At 64.8% G+C, this 21,344-nt stretch carries 17 protein-coding genes; 12 read left to right on the top strand and 5 right to left on the bottom strand.

Annotated elements, in window-relative coordinates; genetic code table 11:
* Positions 1 to 15 precede the first annotated feature (15 nt).
* Together PSEWESI4_RS23995 and PSEWESI4_RS23990 are read right to left on the bottom strand one after the other, a co-directional pair.
* On the bottom strand, positions 16 to 2,244 hold the full coding sequence (locus tag PSEWESI4_RS23995; RefSeq protein WP_187673759.1) for an Ig-like domain-containing protein: 2,229 nt from the start codon (positions 2,242 to 2,244) through the stop codon (positions 16 to 18).
* A gap of 34 nt (positions 2,245 to 2,278) precedes the next feature.
* On the bottom strand, positions 2,279 to 3,616 hold the full coding sequence (locus PSEWESI4_RS23990) for a hypothetical protein (protein WP_187673758.1): 1,338 nt from the start codon (positions 3,614 to 3,616) through the stop codon (positions 2,279 to 2,281).
* A 513-nt stretch (positions 3,617 to 4,129) separates the two neighbouring features.
* Between PSEWESI4_RS23990 and PSEWESI4_RS23985 the strand changes: the two genes are divergently transcribed.
* The 4 genes from PSEWESI4_RS23985 to PSEWESI4_RS23970 all read left to right on the top strand — a co-directional run bounded on the left by PSEWESI4_RS23985 (position 4,130) and on the right by PSEWESI4_RS23970 (position 8,828).
* Positions 4,130 to 5,596, top strand: a complete 1,467-nt coding sequence (locus PSEWESI4_RS23985; protein ID WP_235979006.1) for a sensor histidine kinase — start codon at positions 4,130 to 4,132, stop codon at positions 5,594 to 5,596.
* Positions 5,571 to 6,998: a sigma-54-dependent transcriptional regulator gene (locus PSEWESI4_RS23980; protein ID WP_187673756.1), complete on the top strand. Its 1,428-nt coding sequence runs from the start codon at positions 5,571 to 5,573 to the stop codon at positions 6,996 to 6,998. Before PSEWESI4_RS23985 ends, PSEWESI4_RS23980 begins: the two co-directional genes overlap by 26 nt.
* A 94-nt stretch (positions 6,999 to 7,092) precedes the next feature.
* Positions 7,093 to 7,767 (top strand): phosphoribosyltransferase, encoded by a 675-nt coding sequence (locus tag PSEWESI4_RS23975; RefSeq protein WP_187673755.1) that lies wholly within the window; start codon positions 7,093 to 7,095, stop codon positions 7,765 to 7,767.
* A gap of 155 nt (positions 7,768 to 7,922) precedes the next feature.
* Entirely contained in the window at positions 7,923 to 8,828 is a 906-nt protein-coding gene (locus tag PSEWESI4_RS23970) for a universal stress protein (protein WP_187673754.1), read from the top strand.
* Positions 8,829 to 9,294: 466 nt separating this feature from the next.
* On the opposite strand, the gene PSEWESI4_RS23965 is transcribed toward PSEWESI4_RS23970, so the two are convergent.
* The gene (locus tag PSEWESI4_RS23965) at positions 9,295 to 9,834 is read right to left on the bottom strand and encodes a GNAT family N-acetyltransferase (RefSeq protein ID WP_187673753.1); all 540 of its coding nucleotides are present in this window, start codon (positions 9,832 to 9,834) and stop codon (positions 9,295 to 9,297) included.
* Positions 9,835 to 10,027: 193 nt separating this feature from the next.
* Here PSEWESI4_RS23965 and PSEWESI4_RS23960 point away from each other — a divergent pair, with 193 nt between their 5' ends.
* A complete protein-coding gene (locus PSEWESI4_RS23960) occupies positions 10,028 to 11,014 on the top strand; it encodes an arsenic resistance protein (RefSeq protein ID WP_187673752.1) in 987 nt (328 codons plus the stop codon).
* A gap of 44 nt (positions 11,015 to 11,058) precedes the next feature.
* Here PSEWESI4_RS23960 and PSEWESI4_RS23955 read toward each other — a convergent pair whose 3' ends face one another.
* On the bottom strand, positions 11,059 to 11,889 hold the full coding sequence (locus PSEWESI4_RS23955) for an alpha/beta fold hydrolase (protein WP_187673751.1): 831 nt from the start codon (positions 11,887 to 11,889) through the stop codon (positions 11,059 to 11,061).
* A gap of 133 nt (positions 11,890 to 12,022) precedes the next feature.
* On the opposite strand from PSEWESI4_RS23955, the gene PSEWESI4_RS23950 reads away from it, so the two are divergent.
* Positions 12,023 to 12,484: a MerR family transcriptional regulator gene (locus PSEWESI4_RS23950; RefSeq protein WP_187673750.1), complete on the top strand. Its 462-nt coding sequence runs from the start codon at positions 12,023 to 12,025 to the stop codon at positions 12,482 to 12,484.
* Positions 12,485 to 12,540: 56 nt separating this feature from the next.
* Here the strand turns inward: PSEWESI4_RS23950 and PSEWESI4_RS23945 are convergent, their stop codons facing one another.
* A complete protein-coding gene (locus tag PSEWESI4_RS23945; protein WP_187673749.1) occupies positions 12,541 to 13,536 on the bottom strand; it encodes an acetoacetate decarboxylase family protein in 996 nt (331 codons plus the stop codon).
* 202 nt (positions 13,537 to 13,738) lie between these two features.
* Here PSEWESI4_RS23945 and PSEWESI4_RS23940 point away from each other — a divergent pair, with 202 nt between their 5' ends.
* The 6 genes from PSEWESI4_RS23940 (at position 13,739) to PSEWESI4_RS23915 (ending at position 21,235) form a co-directional block, all read left to right on the top strand.
* Positions 13,739 to 14,971 (top strand): NADH:flavin oxidoreductase/NADH oxidase family protein, encoded by a 1,233-nt coding sequence (locus tag PSEWESI4_RS23940; protein WP_187673748.1) that lies wholly within the window; start codon positions 13,739 to 13,741, stop codon positions 14,969 to 14,971.
* 47 nt (positions 14,972 to 15,018) lie between these two features.
* On the top strand, positions 15,019 to 16,098 hold the full coding sequence (locus PSEWESI4_RS23935) for a saccharopine dehydrogenase family protein (RefSeq protein WP_187673747.1): 1,080 nt from the start codon (positions 15,019 to 15,021) through the stop codon (positions 16,096 to 16,098).
* Between the two features lie 911 nt (positions 16,099 to 17,009).
* The gene (locus PSEWESI4_RS23930) at positions 17,010 to 17,279 is read left to right on the top strand and encodes a hypothetical protein (protein WP_187673746.1); all 270 of its coding nucleotides are present in this window, start codon (positions 17,010 to 17,012) and stop codon (positions 17,277 to 17,279) included.
* Entirely contained in the window at positions 17,276 to 17,782 is a 507-nt protein-coding gene (locus PSEWESI4_RS23925) for an RNA polymerase sigma factor (RefSeq protein WP_187673745.1), read from the top strand. Before PSEWESI4_RS23930 ends, PSEWESI4_RS23925 begins: the two co-directional genes overlap by 4 nt.
* Positions 17,779 to 18,717 (top strand): FecR family protein, encoded by a 939-nt coding sequence (locus PSEWESI4_RS23920; protein WP_187673744.1) that lies wholly within the window; start codon positions 17,779 to 17,781, stop codon positions 18,715 to 18,717. The genes PSEWESI4_RS23925 and PSEWESI4_RS23920 overlap by 4 nt, the downstream gene beginning before the upstream one ends.
* Positions 18,718 to 18,856: 139 nt before the next feature.
* Complete coding sequence (locus PSEWESI4_RS23915; protein WP_187673743.1) at positions 18,857 to 21,235, top strand: TonB-dependent receptor; 2,379 nt, start codon at positions 18,857 to 18,859, stop codon at positions 21,233 to 21,235.
* Positions 21,236 to 21,344 lie beyond the last annotated feature (109 nt).

Raw genomic sequence — 21,344 nt, 5'->3', positions numbered from 1 at the left:
GGGCGGGGATCGGCCCTAACGGACGGTTACCGGGACCGTGACCAGCGTGCCGGCGGACGAGCGGATGGTCGCGGTCGGGTTCGCCGTCGGTTGCAGGCCGGTGGTGGTGGTCGACAGCCGCCAGCGGCCGGTCAGTGGCACGGTGGTCGAGCCCAGGCTCACGGGTCCGGTGGTCGTGGTCACCTCGACGGTGACGCTGTTGCCGGAGGTGATCGAGCTGGTCCCCGTGATGGTCCAGGTGTGGCGTCCGCCGGCCCGGGCGAGGACTTCCGCGTCGGTCACGGCGAAGGTTTCCTGGACCGCCGGCGGGGTGACCGTCACGCTGACGGTGGCCGGGGCCGACAGTGCGCCGAGCGAGTCCCGCACCTGGTAGCTGAAGGTCGCGGTGAAGGCGCTGGTCACGCTGGCCGGCGGCGTATAGACCAGGCTGTCGCCGCTGATCGCGACCGAACCCTGGCCGGTTGCCGGCTGGGTCAGGTTGACGATGCTCAGCGGGACGTTGCCGTCCGGGTCGCTGTCGTTGGCCAGCACGGCGATGGTCACCGGATTGCCCTGGCTGGTGGTGGCGCTGTCATTGCCGGCGACCGGCGGCTGGTTGGGAACCGCGACCGGGTTGACGGTGACCGTGACGGTGGCCACCTGCGACTCGCCACCCCGGGCATCCCGCGCCCGGTAGGTGAAGCTGGTCACCAGTTGGGCGGTGCCCTGTGCCGGCGGGGTGTAGACCACCGCGGCGCCGCTCGGGGCCACGCTGCCCTGGCCGGCGGCCGGCTGGGTAAGGGCCACCACGCTGAGCGGCGTGTCGTTGTCGGGATCGCTGTCGTTGGCCAGCACGTCGATCGTCACCGGCTCGCCGAAGCTGGTGGTGGCGCTGTCGTTGGCCGCGACCGGGAGCAGGTTGTCGCTCGGCTCCGGCGCGCTGCCGACCACCACCACGGCCTCGGTGTCCGAACCGCCGGCGGAGGATTTCACCGTGACGCTGGCCGGCGGTTGCGCCAGGTCGTTCACCGTCAGGCTCTGCAGGGTGCCCGCCTTGGTCAGCCGGCCGAAGCCCTGGGCGACCAGGTCCGGAATCGCCACTTCGTCGCTGGACACCGCCTCGATCCGCAGGCGCCGGTCATCCCAGGAGTAGCGCGCGGTGTTGATCTTCACCACATCGCTCAGCCGCTGGGACACCGAGGTCGGCTTGGTCGCCCCGGACGGATCGGTCGCGGTGACCACCACCAGTTGCGGCGGCAAGGCCAGGCCCGGGTTCTGGGCGAAGAAGTGGCCGTTGTTGTCGCCGAGCAGGTTGAACTGGCAAGGCGAGGGCGGCGGCCCCTGCATGAGTTCCAGCCGGTCGCGGAAGCACAGCGAGGCGTTCGGCGCGGAGTTGGCGAATACCTCGACCCGGGTTCCGGCGGCGGTACGCCGGTAGGTGGCGCGGTCGATACCCACCGTGGTCGACGGACGATCGTCGAGGAGCTTGCCGACCAGGGTGAACTGGTCGGTCTGGATGACCCCGGCCGGGCCTTCGATGCGGACGAAGTTGGTGCCGAACGGGCTGCCGGTGACCTGCTGGGTGAGGTTCGGGTCGCCGATGAAGTGTTCCACTTCGCCGGTTTCCGGGTTGGTCTCGGTGTAGGGACCGCTCACGCTCTGCAGGAAGGGCCCGATGTTGCTGTTCAGCGCACCGCTGAAGTTGCCCTGGGCGATGCCGATGTCGCGGGTCATGTTGATCGCCCGCCGGCCGGTGGTGTTCACCTGGATGGTTTCCACGCCGTAGGGGTGGGTGATGGTGTACAGCCCCGGCGTCGGGATCGACACCCGCAGGCGGATGCGCCCGAAGCTGACCTGGTCGCCATCGACCGGCGCATCGCCGGAGAAGGCAGCCTCCAGGCCGGCCACGTAGACCTCGAGCTCGTAGGCGTTGTTGCCTCCGCCCGTGCCTTCGATCTCCGCCTCGGCGAGGAACCAGAACAGTTCACTGGGCCAGTTGTCGGGGAAGACCATGGGCAAGGTGGGGTCGAACACGCCCGGCTCGACTTCGAACGGGCACATGTAGCTGCCCGCCGCGCCGCGCGAGGTGGCCTTGGAGCGGCACAGCTCCAGCTTCAGGCCGTTGGTGTCTTCGTACCAGAGCGGATAGTGACCGGTCGCCGCGGTGTAGGGACCGGGGTCGAACGATTGCAGTGCGGCCTGGGCGGTGCCGAGCGAAGCGGCTGCTCCCAGGGTGGCTAGCAACAGGCATGACCACTTGTTCATGATGCCTCCTGACGTGCGAACGGGGTTGGAGTCCTTAGGGGAGGATGACCACTTCTTCGGTATCGCTGCCGCCGTTGGCCGAGGTCACCTGGACGAAGGCCGGCGGAATGGGCGAGATACCGGTAGTGAGGGTCTTGGTCGCTCCCGAACCGCTCAGGGTGCCGATGCCGACTGCCGTCAGGGTTGGCGGGGCGGTCTGGTCGCTGGTTGTCGCCTCCAGGGTGATCTGGCCGGAGGAGAGGCTGTATTCGGCGCGGCGGATCTGCACCAGGTCGACCAGCGCCGGGGTCACCGTGGTGGGTGTGCTGGTGGGGATGGCCGGCTGGTTGTTGGCGGTGAGGCTGAGCTGGCCCGGCAGCGTCGTGGGGTTGCTGGCCGACTGTCCGTACCAGTTGCCGGTGCCGTTGGCCTCGCTCATCGGGATGCCGAGGCCGGCGGTATCCACGTAGCTGGCCGTGGCGGGCGGTGGCGGGGCCTGGACGAAGACGTCCTGCTGGGCGACCACTCCGCTGCCACCGCTGCTGCGCGAGTAGGTGGCGCGCTGGACGATCACCGGGGTCTCCCGTACCACGCTGGAGAGCTTGCCGGAGATCGCGAACAGGTTGGTGCGCAGGTCGATGCCGTTGGGGCCTTCGATGCGCACGTAGTTGGTGTCGAACGGGCTGCCGGTGACCGGCTCTTCCAGGTTCGGGTCGCCGATGAAGGTTTCGCTTCCTTCGGTATAGGGACCGTTGACGCTGCGCAGGAAGGGGCCGAGGTCGCCGTTCAGCGCGCCGGTGTAGTCGTAGGGCGCACCGATGCCGAGGTCGCGGGTCATGTTGATCGCCCGGTCGCCTTCGGTGTCGTCGAAGATTTCCTGGGTCACGTCGAAGACCTCGACACCATAGGGGTGGGTCACGGTGTAGAGGCCGGGTTGCGGCACGTCGACGCGGACGCGGATGCGCGCGAAGGCGACCTGGTCGCCTTCGGCCGGCTCTTCGACGGCGAAAGCCGCTTCAAGGGCGGCGCCGTACCGTAGCTCGATTCCCGAGGCGGCATCCGCTATCTCGGCATCGGCGGTGAACCAGAACGACTCGCCCGGGAAGTTGCTGGGGAAGACGATCGGCTGGTCGACGTCGAATCCCTCTTCGAGCGGTGGGAACGAACACATGTAGGCGGGGCCGTCGCCATCGCCGCCGGAGCGGGAACTGATCGCCTTGGACAGGCACAGGTCGAGTACGCGTCCGTGGGTGTCCTGGTACCAGGCCGCGAACTTGCCGTTTTCCTCCAGATAGGGTCCTGGGTCCACGGCATAAAGCGCTGCCTGGGCTGAGTGGCCGGCCGCGATTGCCAGCGAAATCGCGATCGCGGTTTTCGACAGTTTGTTATGCATGAGTTTGCCCTCTTGCAATGAGCGTTGCCTTGGTGGATATGCGCAGCCACAGACAGGCTGATCGGCTCATCGCAACTTCCGTACCACCCCGCATATAACTATCGAAAGCCCCATAAACAGGTTCTTCCAGCAATTAACCGGTGGGGCTTGAAACATGCACTGGGGGGAACTCCCCATCTTTGGGTTTTTTTGTGGGGGGAGGTTTTATAGTCTGGGAGCGCCGTAAATACGGGCTTTGGATTTACCGCCTGAGGTCGGTAATTAAATTGGACCTTGGTCTAATCAAAAAACAGGACCTTTATCAGAGACCAACATCAGGCCATTTCAATAACAATCAGTTAGCGAGTCCGTTTCGGTTAAAGTCAATTAATTGGCGTGGCGGAATTTCCATGCTCCAAGCTTCTAAATGCGTACTGGCTAGTTGCAATTAATGATTTAAGAAAACCCCCAGACCTGAGCTATAAGCTTTTTAAAAAGCGACGGATCAGGAAATCCTTTATGCGCACTGCCTTTATGAGGGACATGTTTTTGCAGGGGAGGTACACCACAGCGACCGCCGATAAGCAGTTCAATCTGCTTCAGTGGTTTTCGGTGGTGAGCCTTCTCATCATCGGTTCGGTGGCACTGGGCCTGGGCATCATTTCCACGCGTTTCGTGGTCAAGGAGAGCATCGAGCGGGACGCGATGCTGAGCGCCCAGTTCATCCACGCCATCGCCGCCGCGGAAGTGCGCCATGTCGAGTTGCCCGCGCTCCAGTCCATGGGCGACGTGCTCGACGCGCGCCTGGACAGCCAGTACCCCCCGGACGTGGCGATCCTGCGCGATCGCGCCCGCGTCGAGTTCCTCGACCACATCGCCCATCTGCCGGACGCCTTGCTGGCCAACATCTATGCGCTCGATCACACCATCATCTGGTCGACCAACCCGGACCTGATCGGCCGCCACATCGCGGGCAACGAGCATCTCGCGGAGGCTTTCCACAGCAAGTCCCAGGTGATCTCCAGCTACCACCGGATCGACGACGAGCGCCTCGAACAGAAATTCCTCCGCGCGCCGGAGCATCTGTTCATCGAGAACTACATCCCGCTGCTCGACGCAGCCGGCAAGGCGGTCTCGGTGGTCGAGATCTACAAGGAGCCGAAGGACCTGATCGCCCGCATCCAGCGTGGCTACGTGCTGATCTGGCTGGCCACGGCGATCGGCGGCGGACTGATCTACGTCGGCCTGTTCTGGATCGTCCGGCGCGCCTCGGGGCAGATCGCCTCGCAACAGAAGCAACTGATCGCCAACGAAACCTTCGTCGCCCTGGGCGAGATGTCCTCCGCGGTCGCCCACAGCCTGCGCAACCCGCTGGCGGCGATCCGCTCCAGCGCCGAGCTGGCGCTGGAGCTTTCCGAGCCGCCGACGCGCGGGAACATCAACGACATCATCGGCCAGGTCGATCGCATGTCCAAATGGGTGCGGGACCTGCTGACGTCCCTGCGGCCGATCAACGGCGACTCCGAGGCGGTGAACCCGGTCGCGGTGATCAACGAAACCCTGCACGCCTTCGACCAGCAGTGCCGCAACGCCAACATCCAGGTGGACTTCACGCCGAGCCCGGTTCCACCGTTGTTCTGCCACCGGATGTTGTTGTCCCAGATATTCAACAGCCTGTGCTCCAACGCCATCGAGGCGATGCCGCAGGGCGGTTCGCTAAGCATCCGGATAGAGCCCGACGAGAGTGCTCGCTGGATGCACATCACCGTCAGCGACACCGGCAAGGGCATGTCGCGGCAACAGGAAACGATGGCCTTCAAACCGTTCTACACCACCAAGCAAGGCGGGCTTGGCGTAGGGCTGGTGATGGTGAAACGAATCATGGATCGCTTCGGCGGCAGGATCAGCCTGCGCAGCCGCGAGCAAGAGGGAACTCAAGTGTGCTTGAGCTTCAGAATGGCAACGGGAGGGGAGCATGGAACACAGCATACTGATTGTTGAAGACGACGAGATCCTGGCCGGTAACATCCAGACCTACCTCGAACGGAAGGGCTACGAGGGGCTGGTATGCCACTCGGCCGAGCAGGCTCTCGAACTGCTCAAGACCCACCAGCCCGATGTGCTGCTGACCGACAACTCCCTGCCGGGCATGAGCGGGATCGAGCTGATCGAGCAGGTGCAGGCCAGTCACCCGCAGATCAAGGTCATCATGATGACCGGCCACGGCAACATCGAAGACGCCGTGCTGGCAATGAAGGTCGGCGCCTTCCACTACCTGACCAAACCGGTGGTGCTGGCCGAGCTCAAGCTGCTGCTCGACAAGGCGCTGGAAGCCCAGCGCCTGGAGCACAAGCTGTCCTTCTACCAGAGCCGTGAATCCCGCGATTCCGGCCTGGCCGCGCTGGTCGGCGAGTCGCCGGCGATGCAGGCGATGAAGGGCGTTCTCAGGCAACTGCTGGATGCCGAGAAACGCATGGCGGGCGCCGACCTGCCGCCGGTGCTGATCGAGGGCGAAACCGGTACCGGCAAGGAACTGGTCGCCCGCGCCCTGCATTTCGACGGACCACGCGCCAAGGCGCCGTTCATCGAGTTCAACTGCGCCTCCATCCCGGCGAACCTGCTCGAAGCCGAGCTGTTCGGCCACGAGAAAGGCGCGTTCACCGACGCCAAGGACCGCCGTGTCGGCCTGGTCGAGGCGGCCGATGGCGGCACGCTGTTCCTCGACGAAGTAGGGGAGATGGACCTGGCGCTGCAAGCCAAGCTGCTGAAGCTCCTGGAGGACCGCACCATCCGGCGGATCGGCTCGGTGAAGGAGCGCAAGGTCGACCTGAGGATCATCAGCGCCACCAACTGCAACCTCGAACAGATGGTCCAGCAGGGCAAGTTCCGCCGCGACCTGTTCTTCCGCCTGCGGATCATCTCCATCAAGGTGCCGCGCCTGTACGTGCGGGGCGACGATGTCCTGTTGCTGGCCCGGCACTTCCTGCACCAGCACGGCAAGCGCTACGGCAAGCTCGACCTGCATTTCTCCCGGGAAGCCGAGACGCTGCTGATGAGCTATAGCTGGCCGGGCAACGTGCGCGAGCTGCGCAACATGCTCGAACAGACGGTGCTGCTCACCCAGAGCAACCTGATCGGCCCGGGCCAGCTCAACCTCTGCCCCAGCCTGATGGACGAAAGCCTGGTGATGCCGGCGCCGGCCAGCTACGCGCCGCCTGTCGAGCGCGAGGACGGCCTCGGCTCCATGAGCCTGCCGGAAGTCGAGCGCGACATGGTGATCCGGATGCTCGACAAGACCGACTGGAACGTCACCAAGTCGGCCAGGCTGCTCGGCCTTTCGCGGGACATGCTGCGCTACCGGATCGAGAAACTCGGCCTGATGCGGCCGGAACGACACTACTGAGGAGCCCATCGAGCGGCACGAACACGGCAGGATGGTGAATATCGGCGAAACTGTCTGGGTGACGCCGTCACTATCCCGCGTGGAGGGCCGCCAGATGACTTCCAACGACTCCCTGAGGATTCCTATCCGCGACCGAACGACTGCCGGCATCGCCCTGGCGCGGCTGCTGGCCGACTACCGCGACCAGCCCGGGGTCATCGTCCTCGCCCTGCCGCGCGGCGGTGTGCCGGTGGCCTACGAAATCGCCGTCGCCCTGGATGCGCCGCTGGACCTGATGCTGGTGCGCAAGCTCGGCGTTCCTTCCCACAAGGAGCTGGCCATGGGCGCCATCGCCAGCGGCGGCGTGCGGGTGCTGAACGAGGGCGTGCTGCGCTCGTACGGCATCGGCGAGCAGATCGTCGACGCGGTGGTGCAGCGCGAAGGCGCCGAACTGCAACGACGCGACCGGACCTACCGGGGCGAACGCCCACTGCCGGAGTTGCGTGGCCGGCAGGTGATCCTGGTCGATGACGGCCTGGCCACCGGCGCCACCATGCGCGCGGCGGTGCGGGCGGTCCGCCAGCAGGCACCGGCGCGCATCGTGGTCGCCGCCCCCGTCGCGCCGCCGGAAACGGTGGCGGAGCTGAGGGGCGAGGTCGACGACATCGTCTGTCCGTTCATGCCCGAACCGTTCATGGCCATCGGTCGCTGGTACGTGGATTTCGACCAGACCTCGGACCGGGAAGTGGTGGACCTGCTGCGACGCGCCTGGCAGCAGGAGCGCCCATGAACGCCGAATGCCCTCGCGGTTGACCTGGATCAAGTCGCTCCGGGCCCACGGGGGCAGGCTATCGACAAGTCGGGGGATTCCCGCCGACACCGTTGCCCGAATGCCGGCTGGCGAAGCGTGCAGGGGGAGGGCAACCCGAATCCATGGAGGTCCACATGCGCCAATATCGTCGATTGCTGCTGATCGCCAATCCCGCCATGCCCAACTCGTCCGCCCTGCAACGGGCCGCCGCCATCGCCAAGGCGTGCGGCGCCTCGCTGCACATCGTCGCCCTCGGCGGGCCGTTCGAAAACCTCTGGAGCCTGGACCAGCACGTCCTGGAGCAGGCCCGCAACGACTTCCTCACGCAACAACCGGCGCGCCTGAACGAGGTGGTCGAGCGGCTGCGCGGGGAGGGCATCCAGGCGACCAGCGAGGCCGTCTGGACCGACGACCCCCTCGAAGAAATCCTCCTGCACGTCCGGGAAATGCCCGCCGACCTGGTGATCAAGGACACGCAACCCGAACCGGCGCTGAAACGGGCCTTCATCACGCCCCTGGACTGGCGCCTGCTGCGCGAGTGCCCGGTGCCCCTGCACATGGTCAGCTTCGCCGAGCACCCGCTGCCGCGCAAAGTCGTCGCCGCGGTCGACATCACCGAGGGCGAGGACATGATCGCCGGGGTGAACGAAAGCATCCTCGCGGCGGCCTACGCGCTGGCCCTGCAATGCGACGCCGAACTGCACGTCCTGAGCGCCTACGAAAACACCCCGCTCAACATGGCCTATGCCACCAGCCCGGCCAGTTGGACCGCGGAGATCCATGAAGCGCTGGCCAAGCTGCTGCGCAACAGCTTCAACCGCTTCGCCGACCAGCACGGCGTGCCGGAAAACCGCCGGCATATCGTCATGGGCCCGCCGATCAAGGTCATCAGCGACTTCGTGATGGAGAACCGGATGGATGTGGTCGTGATGGGCACCCTGAACCGCCAGGGACTGGAAAAGATCCTCGGCAGCACCAGCGAACTGACCCTGTACCGGATTCCCGCCAGTATCCTGGCGGTCAGGCCTGGGCAGGAATAGGTGGGAGGGGTGTGCTTGGCCAGCGGTGAGATGGGTTGAGTTTGTCGCTGTCATGCCAGGCTACTCGGATAGAACCGGCAGGGTGAGGGGCGGCAACACAGACGCTGTGCCCAGGACATAGTCCGCCCCTCACCCCAACCCTCTCCCGAAGGGAGAGGGGGCTGGCCGTGCAAGCAGGGGAAATTGTTGCGTTTCCACAAGGGGCTGTGACTAGCCAGCAACGACATGGTCTGAGCTAGTCGTTGCCATATCAGGCGACTCAGTAGAACCCTCTCCCGAAGGGAGAGGGGGTAGAACGGTGTAGCGGGAGAGCACGGAGCTTGATGCTCCCCTCTCCCTCCGGGAGAGGGGCCGGGGGTGAGGGGCTGAGGTGTCGTTGCAACGCGTGAAGCTATCCCGGATAGAACCCGCTCAACAGATCGTGCAAGCAGGAAAGACTCCGACGCCTCCGCGTTGCCCCCAGCCTTTAAAGCCGCAAACTATGAATGAGCAGCCCCGGATCCTCTGGATCGCGCTGGCACTCGGTCCCCAGTAGGCGGGCCAGGGACTGCACGGCCAGGTTGGAGGGTGAGTCGACCGAATATATCTGGCGGAAACCCTTGCTCCGAGCGAAGTCGATCAGGCGCCGCATCAGGACGGTTGCCAGGCCACGCCGGCGCCAGTCGTCGGCGACCGCCACCGCGCATTCGCATCGCTGCCCGTCGCCGGTGGCGCCATAGCGGGACACGCCCACTTCGATCAGCTTCCCGCCCTCGTGGGCCAGTGCCACGAAAGCCATGGTCTGCCGGTAGTCCAGGTGCATCAGATGGTCGAGGAGGGCGGGCGAGACCACCTTGATCGCGTGGAGAAAACGGAAGTGGCGGGACTCCGGGGACAGGCGCTCGATGAATTCGATCTCGCGCTCGCGGTCGTCCGGCCTGAGCGGCCGGATCAGGACATGGCTGCCGTCCTTGAGCTTTTCGACCCAGTGGTCCTCGGGGATTTCGGAGGGCTGGGGAGTGTTCATGGATCGATCTCCGCTGATGATCGTGAGCGTTCTTGCATTTTGTACGCCGCCGGTGGGCAAAGCGGCTTGATCGAGGTCAAGCCGCTTCTCCCACCTGAGCGTACACCGCGATTCGGCCGGCGGCACATCACCTGACGACTCGACATGCCGCCAGGCAGCACATAGGCTTGCCGGCTTTCACCCTGGGGGAAACATGGATAGGGACACGCTCGAGCGGCAGCAGATACCGATCTACTTCGTCGCGGTGCTGGCCGCCGCGCTGGGCGGGCTCATGGCGCCTTCCGCCGCCCAGGGGCTGGAGCTCCTGGTCACGCCGGCCATCGCCGTTCTCATGTACGCGATGTTCCTGCAGATCCCTTTCCTGAACCTGCGGGAAGGCCTGGGCAGCAAGCCGTTCATGGCTGCGCTGCTGATCGCCAACTTCATCCTGATTCCCTTGCTGGTCTGGGCGCTGACGCGTGTGCTCACGGGGCATCCGGCCATCCTGGTCGGTGCGCTGCTGGTGTTGCTGACGCCGTGTATCGACTACGTGGTGGTCTTCACCCACATCGGCAAGGGCGACTCGCGGCTGGTCCTCTCGGCCACGCCGATCCTGCTGCTGCTCCAGCTCGCCCTGTTGCCGCTCTACCTGGGCATCATGCTCAGTGGCGTCTCCGGGGTGGTGGTGTCCGTCGGGCCGTTCATCGAAGCTTTCCTGGCGCTGATCGTCGCGCCCCTGATCCTGGCGCTGATCACCGAGGCCCTGGTCAAGCGCTCGGCCGCCGTCAAGGCCTGGGCTGACGCCTGGGCATGGCTGCCGGTGCCGGCGATGGCCGCTGTGCTTATCGTGGTGGTCGGCTCGCAGATCACGCCTGTCGTGCGCGATATCGAAAGGCTGGCGCCGGTGATCCCGGTCTATATCGTCTTCCTGTTCCTGGCGCCCCTGGTCGGCGCGCTGACCGCCAGGCTGTTCAAGCTTCCCGCCGGAGCGGCGAGGGCCGTGACCTTCAGCTCTTCGACCCGGAATTCCCTGGTGGTCCTACCGCTGGCCCTGGCGCTCCCCGAAGAGATTCGCGGGCTCGCGGCGGCGGCGGTGATCACCCAGACGCTCGTGGAACTGATAGGGGAGCTGATCTATATCCGGGCGATACCCGCCTTGCTTTGTCGCGATCGCCCGGGGCTGGCCCGTACGACTAGGTGACGGACAGGAGGGGGCCAGGAGCGAATGCCTGGCCCCCGGTCCCGTCAGCCGCGCACGAAGGCGAGCAGGTCGGCGTTGATCGTATCGGCGTTGCTGGTCGGCATCCCGTGCGGGAAGCCGGAGTAGGTCTTCAGCGTGCTGTTCCTGAGCAGCTTCGCCGAGAGCAGGCCCGAGTTTTCATAGGGGACGATCTGGTCGTCATCGCCATGCATCACCAGGACCGGGATGGTGATGCGCTTCAGGTCCTCGGTGAAATCCGTCTGCGAGAACGCGACGATGCCGTCGTAGTGAGCCTTGGCGCTCCCCATCATGCCCTGGCGCCACCAGTTCCAGATGACGCCTTCCGAAGGCTTCGCCCCGGGGCGGTTATAGCCGTAGAAAGGCCCGGCGGAAATGTCGTAGTAGAACTGCGCGCGGTTGGCCGCGAGCTGGGCCTGGAGGTCATCGAACACTTCCTTGGGCAGGCCGCCGGGGTTGCTGTCGGTCTTCACCATCAGGGGCGGAACGGCACTGATGATGGCCGCCTTGGACACACGATCCTCGCCATGGCGGGCGATGTAGTGGATGACCTCGCCGCCGCCCGTGGAGTGACCGACGTGAACCGCCCCCAGGGTGCCGAGATGGTCTACCACGGCGGCCACGTCGTCGGCGTAGTGGTCCATGTCGTGGCCATCCCAGACCTGGCTCGAACGCCCATGCCCACGGCGATCGTGCGCGACGACCCGGAAGCCATTGGCCAGGAAGAAGAGCATCTGGGCATCCCAATCGTCGGCGCTGAGCGGCCAACCATGGTGGAAGTGGATCACCTGGGCGTCGCGGGGGCCCCAGTCTTTGTAGAAGATCTCAACGCCGTCCTTCGTGGTGACGTATCCCATGTTCGTATCTCCTGTGTGAGGTGGAGTTCGGCAACTGGCGATGCGACACCGCGCGAACGGCTCATCGCTTGGCCGTTCGATAACTCTAGGTTTAAAGTAAGCTTTAAGGTCAACGCTTTTTCGAGGGTGCTGCATGAGAATTGGAGAGCTGGCGAAGCTCACTGGGCTGGCGCCTTCGCGCATTCGTTTCTACGAGACCAGCGGCCTGATCAACTCGGTCGAGCGCAAGGCGAATGGCTACCGCGACTACGCGCCGGACACCGTCTGGATCCTGGAAATCATCACTGGCGCCCAGAGCGCGGGATTCTCCCTGGAGGAGATTCGCCATTTGCTGCCGCTGAATGCAAAGGGCTGGCAGCACGGCGAGTTGCTGGATGCCCTCAAGCGCAAGGTGGCGGAAGTCGAGGTCCTGCAAAAGCGTCTGGAGCAGAGCAGGACGCAGTTGCTGGTCGCCATCGAGAGCATCGAGAACAAGCCGGAAGGAATACAGTGCGCAGACAACACCCAGCGGGTGCTGGAGCGTCTGCGCCAAGAAGGCAGTGTGACGTTGCCGGCCCGCAAGCGAGCCAGGGCCGGCAGCGCTTCCGTCGAATGATCCCTGGGCCCGGGGAACGGTCAGGTCGGACGGCCTGACTTCGACCGGCCCAGCCGTCAGTCCTTGCCGATGAGGGCGCTCAGCGGCTCGGGCGCATAGAGCGCGCTCTGGAACTCCGGAACGTATTCGTACCTCATCATCTTCCCGAGCTTCAGCGACTTCATGTAGGTGGAAAGCTCCCCATCGCCGAGGATCAGCTTCGCCGAGTCCCCGTCGCTGCTGGAGGCATGGCTGAGTTGTCGCGAAACCGCGTAGCCATAGGCCAGCTCGCCATTCTGATCGATATTGGTGAAGCTGTTGGTCACCAGTTCATCGTCCTTCGAAAGGTCGGCGAGCTTGCCGGCCTGGAAAACCACGTCCACCTTTCCTGTCCGGCTATCGATGATGTCGTAGGTCACCGTGCGTTCGTCCTCCCTGACATCGATGCCGGTCAGCCACTTCGGCAGGTTGTAGCCAACCACGCCGCGGACCTTTGCAAGCTCGGTATTCACCGGGAGCTTGAGCACGTACCCCCAATAGTCCTTGGACAGTGACTGGCCAATCAGCGAGACAGGGCCAAGGTTGGAACTTCCAGGCTTGTTGGTGACGATGGAAAGGGCGATTTCGTTGTAACTGTCATTGTCGCAGTACTGATAGGAGTAGGCGGTGAATGCCACCAGACCCCGCCCCGGCCATACCTGCAAGGGCTGTACCTGTTCCAGGACCTTGGCGGGCATCAACTCCCTGAGCTTTTCGATATCCGCCGTGTAGACGGCGGTGACCCTGCTGTTCTTGTAGTAGAAGTTCGGCGAGTAGGATTCGAAGCCCATATCCACCTTCGCCTTGGCGAGCCCCTTGAACCAGCTCAGGTCGACGTCCGGCGCCTCGGCGGCAATCACCGAGAGGGGCGGGTTCGAACGGTAGCGGTCGTACAACCCGCCCTTCACCACGGGTACTTCATGACCGGCGATGTCGATGATCGTGCTTTCAGTTGCTGGAACGTCGGCCCATGCCGGGGCGGCAAAGGCATTGACGAAAAGTCCGGCTATCGCGACAACACTTCCGAGTTTCACTGTTCACTCTCTCCAGGGTTAGGCGTGAGGCTCACGCTATTCAGCGACTTGCCGGCGGAACCCTAACCTTTAACTGAACTTCAAGGTCAATCCCCTTCTACCCCCTGGTTTCGAGTGGGTTGGCGCAGCACCGGAAACCACGCTTGACATTGAAGCTTACTTCAAGGTTATGGTTCCGCCGTCGCCAATCCTGGAGCCTGTGATGACAGTGTTCACTGCGTTGACCTTGCCCAATGGGGCCGTCATTCCCAACCGTCTCGCCAAAGCCGCCATGGAAGAGAACATGGCGGACAAGGACCATGCGCCTTCGGAAGCACTGATCCGCCTCTATCGCACCTGGGCCGAGGGCGGGGCCGGCCTGATGATCACCGGGAACGTCATGATCGATCACCGGGCCATGACCGGGCCGGGCGGGGTGGTGCTGGAGTCCGAGCGCTTCGGCGAGCGTTTCCGGACCTGGGCTCAGGCCGCCCGCTCGCACGGCGGGCAGGTGTGGATGCAGATCAACCATCCGGGCCGCCAGATGCCCGCGGCCCTGAAGCAGGACACCATCGCGCCATCGGAGGTTGCCATGGACCTGGGCAACTTCTCCAAACAGTTCGTACCGCCGCGGGCCATGACGGAGGCGGATATCGCCGAGGTCAAGGCACGCTTCGTCAGGACGGCCGTGCTCGCCGAGCGCTTCGGCTTCACCGGCGTGCAGATCCATGCCGCGCACGGCTACCTGCTCAGCCAGTTCCTGTCGCCGATCACCAACAAGCGCACGGACCAGTGGGGCGGGGCGCTCGAGAACCGGGCCCGGCTGCTGCTCGACGTGGTCAGGGAAGTCCGCGCGGCCGTGGGCGCCAGGTTCGCCGTCGCGGTGAAGATCAACTCGGCCGATTTCCAGCGCGGCGGGTTCAGCACGGACGATGCGAAGCGGGTCATCGCGCTGCTCAACTCGCTGGGCGTGGACCTGATCGAGCTGTCCGGCGGCAGCTATGAAGCGCCGGCGATGCACGGCCAGGCCCGCGATGGCCGCACGCTGGCCCGGGAGGCCTACTTCCTGGAGTTCGCCAAGGACATTTCCTCCGTGGCGCAGATGCCGGTCATGGTCACCGGCGGCGTGCGCCGGTTGCCGGTGGCGGAGCAGGTCCTGGACAGCGGCATCGACATGGTGGGCATGGGCACCGCGCTGGCCATCGATCCCAACCTGCCCAAGGCGTGGCGGGCGGGCATCGCGAGCGCGCCCGTGCTCAGGCCCATCACCTGGAAGAACAAGGTACTGGCGTCGATCGGCTACATGGCGATGGTGAAGCACCAGTTGCGCCGCCTGAGCCTCGGCAAGCTCAGCAACCCGAATGTCGCGCCGGCTCTGGCGCTGCTGGAGCAACAGCTCGATACGCAGGTCCGCAACTGGCGGTACCGGCGCTGGGTGAGGAGCCTTGCCGGTTGATCGTCTGCTGATAGGCTTTGGATCATTCACGAATCAGGAACGATGGCATGAGTGCGCAAAACGATACGCCTGCAACGATGCGCTGGATGATCTACGGCGCGAATGGCTATACCGGGGAGCTAATCGCCCGCGAGGCGGCGCGGCGAGAGCTCGCTCCGGTGCTGGCCGGTCGGAACCGGGAAAGTGTCGAGGCGCTGGCAAGAGAGCTGGGGCTGGAAGCCCGTGCGTTCGGGCTCGAGGACGCCTCGGCGCTGGCCGGGCAGATCCAGGGCCACTCGCTGGTGCTGAACTGCGCGGGCCCGTTCTCGGCCACCGCCGCGCCCATGATCGAAGCCTGCCTTCGCGCCGGTGCGCACTACCTCGACATCACCGGCGAGATCGCCGTGTTCGAACTGGCGCAGTCGTTGAACGGCCGTGCGCAGCAAGCCGGTGTCGTGCTTTGTCCTGGCGTGGGCTTCGACGTCATCCCGACGGACTGCGTCGCCGCCGCACTGAAGGCGGCGCTGCCTGATGCCACGCACCTGGCGCTGGGCTTCGACTCGCGCTCGGGCTTCTCGCCCGGCACCGCCAAGACCTCGGTCGAAGGCTTGGCGCAGGGCGGCAAGGTGCGCCGCGACGGCAGGATCATCGGCGTGCCGCTGGCCTACAAGGTGCGCCGGATCGACTTCGGCGACGGCGAGAAGGAGGCGATGACGATCCCCTGGGGCGACGTGTCCACCGCCTACCACACCACCGGCATTCCCAATATCGAAGTGTTCATTCCCGGCTCGCCCGGCATGATCGCCAACGCCAAGCGCGCCAACCATATCCGGCCGCTGTTGGGAATCTCCTGGGTGCAGAAGCTGATCAAGGCGCGCATCGCCAGGACAGTGAAGGGGCCCAGCGAGGAGAAACGTGCACAGATGCCCACCTTCGTCTGGGGCGAGGCCGTCAATGCACGGGGAGAAAGCAGGACCGCGCGCATTCGCACGGCCAACGGCTACAGCCTGACCATCACCGGCTCGCTGGCGGTGGTCGAGTACCTGATGAAGCACCAGCCCGCCGGCGGCGCCTACACACCGGCCAGGCTGGTCGGCGCGGACCTGGTGACCAACTTGCCTGAGTCGGGGCCGTTGCAGATCGTTTAGGAAGTCATATAAGGGCAGGGGCGTTGTCGCGTTAGCGCAAGATCGGACCCGGCGAGCGAGTACGAATCTGAAGGCCCGGACTGGCTCTCACTGGCATGTTCAACATTCCTGAACTTGAAAAAATATCATGCTGGTTCGGAGCTCGCTCTGCGCTCGATCCGAGTCTTTTGCTTGGGGCCCGCATTCGTTATGCAACGACATTCGATGCGATGCCGGGATTGGGCTCTGTTCTTGAGGATGTTGGAGGATGGCTATAACGATCCGGGCTTCAGGACATTCGAGGAGCTGATTATTCTTGAGGTGCTGTCAGCCCTAGCGCCAGCGAATCAAAGCCAAGGCGCCTGCGGTTTTTTCGTGCTTTGCCTGACGTTAGCCGATCGGGCTTTCCGAGCGTAGCGAGGAAGTACGATGGGCTAGTGACAGGATGCAAGCTGAGCCGGCCAAGCGACTCGGTTCAGAGCGAAGCTTGCATCTCGGTTATCTGGCTTGTCCTGCTGTGGAGCGCACCTGTAATCGCCGTATTGGCGTGTGGGGCGCTACCCAGGTAGCGGTTATCAGTAGATCGCAAAGTGTAGAGCCCCTGGCTGGTGCATTCTGAATCCAAGGCTTCGCATAATGTATATTATGTTAAATTGCGAATATTTTTGATGATTCCTTGATGCGCTGAAGAGTCTTGAGCTCTCCACACTCGAGTCCTCTGCAGAAGCCTTTCGAGCCGATACGTCTCGGGCGTCTCCAACTGCCAATCGTATTCTCGTCCGCTGATCCAGGAGACCTTCGACGAGGCGCTGAGCTTCCGCCGTGCGCTGGCCAACCTGCGGCAGAACCTGCCGGCGGATGATTGGTGGTTCGATATCTGGCAGCCGCCGCGCACCGGGCCCATGCGCCAGCACTCCGTAGAAGACGGACACATGAGCGATTGGCATCTGATCCATCTTGGCCATCTCGCGTTGTCAGGGGCCGGCCTGTTGACCATCGAGACGACCCTGCAAGAGTCCGGGTACCTGACCACGTTGGCGCGCGAGATGAAGAATGCGGTGGATATTCCCGTGGCGATGATTAGCCCTTTCGCCGGATACGAGCAGGCCGAAAGGTTCGATTGCCGGTTCAGTACGGACAATTGCAAACAATTATCACTTGATATATTTTCCCGGCATATTTCCCCTGTCTCTCCGCCGTGACCACCTCATCCGATCCCCAGTCCGCCGATGGCCAGTTCCAGCGCCATGCCAATGAGCTCCTGCGTTTTTTCACGCGGCAGGTCAAATGCGCGGAGCTGGCCGCAGACCTGCGCCAGGAAACCTGGCTGCGCTTCCGTCGTCGCGAGCCGGGAGAGGAAATCGGTAACCTGCGCGCTTTCCTCTATCGCATCGCCCGCAACCTGATCATCGACCACCGTCGCCAGCAGGAGTCGCGGCCGGCCCTGGAGGAAATCCCTGCCGAGCTGCCCAGCGAGCAACCCGGTCCCGAGCGGGTCGTCGGCGACGGGCAGCGCCTTGCCCAGTTGCAGACAATCCTCCAGGGCCTGCCGCCACACCTGCGCCAGGCTCTTCTGTGGAATCGCCTGGACGGGATGACCCAGCGCGAGATCGGCGAACGCCTCGGTGTCTCGGAAAGCATGGCCGGACGCTATATCCTCAAGGCCCTCGAACTCTGCCAGCAACACATGGACATTTCTCCGTGACCTCCCCTTCTCTTCTCGCCCAGGCCCGGGAATGGCAGGTCCTGCTGAATTCCGGGCGCGCCACGGCGGCTGACCATGAGGCCCTGGAAGCCTGGCGTCGCGCCGCGCCCGAGCACGAACAAGCCATGCGGCAAGTGGAAAACCTGTGGGCGCTGCTCGGCCAGGTAGAACGGCCGCAGGAGCTGCCGAGCATCGCTCGGGTGCCTGGTCGTCGCCGGCGAACGGCGCGCTGGGCCATTCCCCTGGCCAGTGCGGCGATGCTGCTGCTCGCCCTCTGGTTGCCCCAGGGCACCTGGGTGGGCCTTTACGCCGACGTGCGCACCGCGCCGGGGGAAATTCGCGAGCTGAAGCTGGACGACGGTTCGTTGCTGACCCTCAATGGCGATACCGCCCTGGACTGGCAGTTCAGCGACAACCGCCGCGAAATCCGCCTGTACCGTGGCGAGGCGGACTTCCAGGTGGCGCCGGATGCCAGCCGCCCCTTCCTGGTCGAGGCCGGGCCGGCGCGTATCCGGGTGACGGGCACACGCTTCGACGTCAATTACACGGGCGAGCGCGTGGACCTGGCGGTAACCCATGGCCAGGTCCAGGCCGGTGCCGAGCGGCAGTCGCCCGTTCCCGTCAGCGCGAACCAGCAGGTGCAGTGGCGGGACGGTCGCCTGCAGGCCGTGCAACCGCTCGACGCTCAACAGCGCCTGGCCTGGCAGCGCGGCAAACTGGTGTTCCGCGACCGGCCATTGGCCGAAGTGTTCGAAGAGCTTGACCGCAGCCAGCGGACACGGGTGCTCTTCCTCGACGACGAGGCGCGCAAGCTGCAGGTGACCGGGGTCTTCGCCCTGGACGACCCCCAGGCGGTTCTCCGCGCTGTCGAAGGCAACCTGCCGGTACGCCTGGTACGCCTGCCAGGACTGATTCTGGTTGCCTCCCGCGACTGAAAGCCCCGTCCAGCGGCACTTCAGCGATTTTCGCAAGAAATTTTTCTGGCACCGGTTCAGAAATGCGCGGCACTTTCGTCTTCTGTTCCTGCAAATGCGAGTACTTCGCAAATCAGCCAGTAGAGAACAGGAAACCAGCATGCGGTCGATCTCCTTCCTCCTTCCACCACTCGCCGCCCTCCCCCTTGCCCTCGCCTCCGCAAGCGCCTCGGGCATCGAGCTCGACGTGCCGGCGCAGAGCCTTGACGCGGCACTCACCAACTTCGCCGAGCAGGCCAACGTGCGCCTGCTCTACGACGCCGCGCTGACCCGGGACGGCAGGATCGCGCCGGCGCTCAAGGGCGATTACTCGGTGACCGAAGGCCTGCAGCGCCTGCTTCAAGGTAGCGGACTGACCTACCGCATGGATGCGGACGGCACGGTCACCCTGGTACCGCAACCCGAGGAACAAGGCTCCCTGGAGCTGGGCGTCACCACGATCAGTGGACGACTCGCCGGCCGCGACGACCTGCCCGCCGAATATGCCGGCGGCCAGGTGGCGCGCGGCGCGCGCATTGGCATGCTGGGAAACCAGGACATGCAGGACGTGCCCTTCAGCGTGGCCAGCTACACCAGCGGCCTGATCGAGAGCCGCCAGGCGCAGACCCTGGGCGAGGTGCTGCGCAGCGACCCGGCGGTGCGCCAGTCCTATGGCTTCGGCAACTTCTCCCAGGTTTTCGTCATCCGTGGCTTCCAACTGTTCAGCGACGACATTTCCTTCAATGGCATGTATGGCGTGCTGCCGCGCCAGATCATCGCCACCGAGGCGGTGGAAAGGGTCGAGGTGTTCAAGGGCGCCAGTGCCTTTCTCAATGGCGTCTCGCCCAGCGGCAGTGGCATCGGTGGCGGCATCAACGTGGTCTCCAAGCGTGCCGAAGACGAGCCGACCCGCAGCGTCACCCTCGACTACGCCAGCGACAGCCGCATCGGCACCCATCTCGACCTCGGCCAGCGTTTCGGCGCCGACAACCGTTTCGGTGTGCGCATGAACCTCGCCCAGCGCGAAGGCGAGACCGCTGTGGACGACGAGCACAACCGCTTCAGCCTGGCTGCCTTCGGCCTCGACTACCGTGGCGAGCGCCTGCGCCTGGCCGCCGATTTCGGCTACCAGAAGCAGCGCGTCAACGAAGGCCGCTCGGTGGTCTACCTGAGCGGCTTGAGCAAGGTGCCCAAGGTGCCGGACGCCAACGACAACTACGCCCAACCCTGGGCCTGGTCACAACTGGAAGACAGTTACGGCATGCTCAGCGGCGAGTACGACCTGAACGACCAGTGGACCGCCTACCTGGCCATCGGCGGCAAGTACACGCGCGAAAACGGCGTGTATTCCTCGCTTTACGTCAGCTCGCTGGATGGCAGCGCCCGCGTCGGCCGCCTCTATGCGCCGCGCGACGAAGAGAGCCGCAGCGCCCAGGGCGGCCTGCGTGGCAACTTCGCCACCGGGTCGGTCACCCATCAGGCGAACCTCGGTCTCAGCGGCAACTGGCGCGAGTACCGCAGCGCCAACGAATCGACCTCGGCGGGTAACCGTCTGCCGGGCAACCTGTACGATCCCTTCCCGTCGCCTGAGCCCACACCAACCGTCAACGGCGATATCCACGACCCACGCAAGACGGGCTCCGGCAAGGCCCGCAGCGTGGCGCTGTCCGACACCCTGGGCTTCTTCGACGACCGCGCCCTGCTCACCCTCGGCGTGCGTCGCCAGTCCATCGCCACCGATGCCTGGAGCGCCGGCACCGGTCTGCGCACGTCCAACTACGACGACGACATCACGACCCCGGTCTATGGCCTGGTGATCAAGCCCACCGACTACCTCTCGTTCTACGCCAACCGCATCGAGGGCCTGGCGCCGGGGCCGATCGCACCGAGCACGGCGAGCAACAGCGGGGAGATGTTCGCGCCCTATCGCTCCAAGCAGATAGAAGCCGGGGTCAAGCTGGACTGGGGCGGCTTCGGCGGCTCCCTCGGCGTCTACCGGATCGAGCAGCCCCAGGGCGTGACCGACAACGGCGTGTTCGGCGTGGACGCCGAGCAACGCAACCGCGGCGTCGAACTGACCCTGTTCGGCGAAGTCCATCCGGGCCTGCGCCTACTGGCCGGCGGCACCCTGATCGATACCGAACTGCGTGGCACAGCCGGCGGAAACAACGACGGCAACCGTGCGGTCGGCGTGCCGGAGTTCCAGTACAACATCGGCTTCGACTGGGATGTGCCCGGCGTACAGGGCCTGGCCCTGAACGGTCTGCTGCTGCGCACCGGCGGACAGTACTATGACTCGGCCAACGAACTGAGCATCCCGGCCTGGACCCGCGTAGACCTGGGCGCGCGCTATTCCTTCAAGATGGAAGAACGCGATCTCACGCTGCGTGCCAGCCTGGAGAACGTCGCCAACGAGAACTACTGGGAGTCCGCCAACGGCGGCTACCTGACCCAAGGCAGCCCGCGCACCCTGAAGGTGTCGGCTACGCTGGACTTCTGACCCACTGGATGTAACGGATGAACTGCGGCCTGTCCCAGGCTTGCAGTTCATACCCACCTCGCAGCCTCTCGATACTCCGGGGAACTGCCGGCTCTCGACGGCAGTTCCC

This window comes from Zestomonas carbonaria, assembly GCF_904061905.1.
GTDB lineage: Bacteria > Pseudomonadota > Gammaproteobacteria > Pseudomonadales > Pseudomonadaceae > Aquipseudomonas > Aquipseudomonas carbonaria.
Note: the sequence above shows the minus strand (reverse complement) of the source record. Positions and strands in the feature narration are given on the sequence as shown.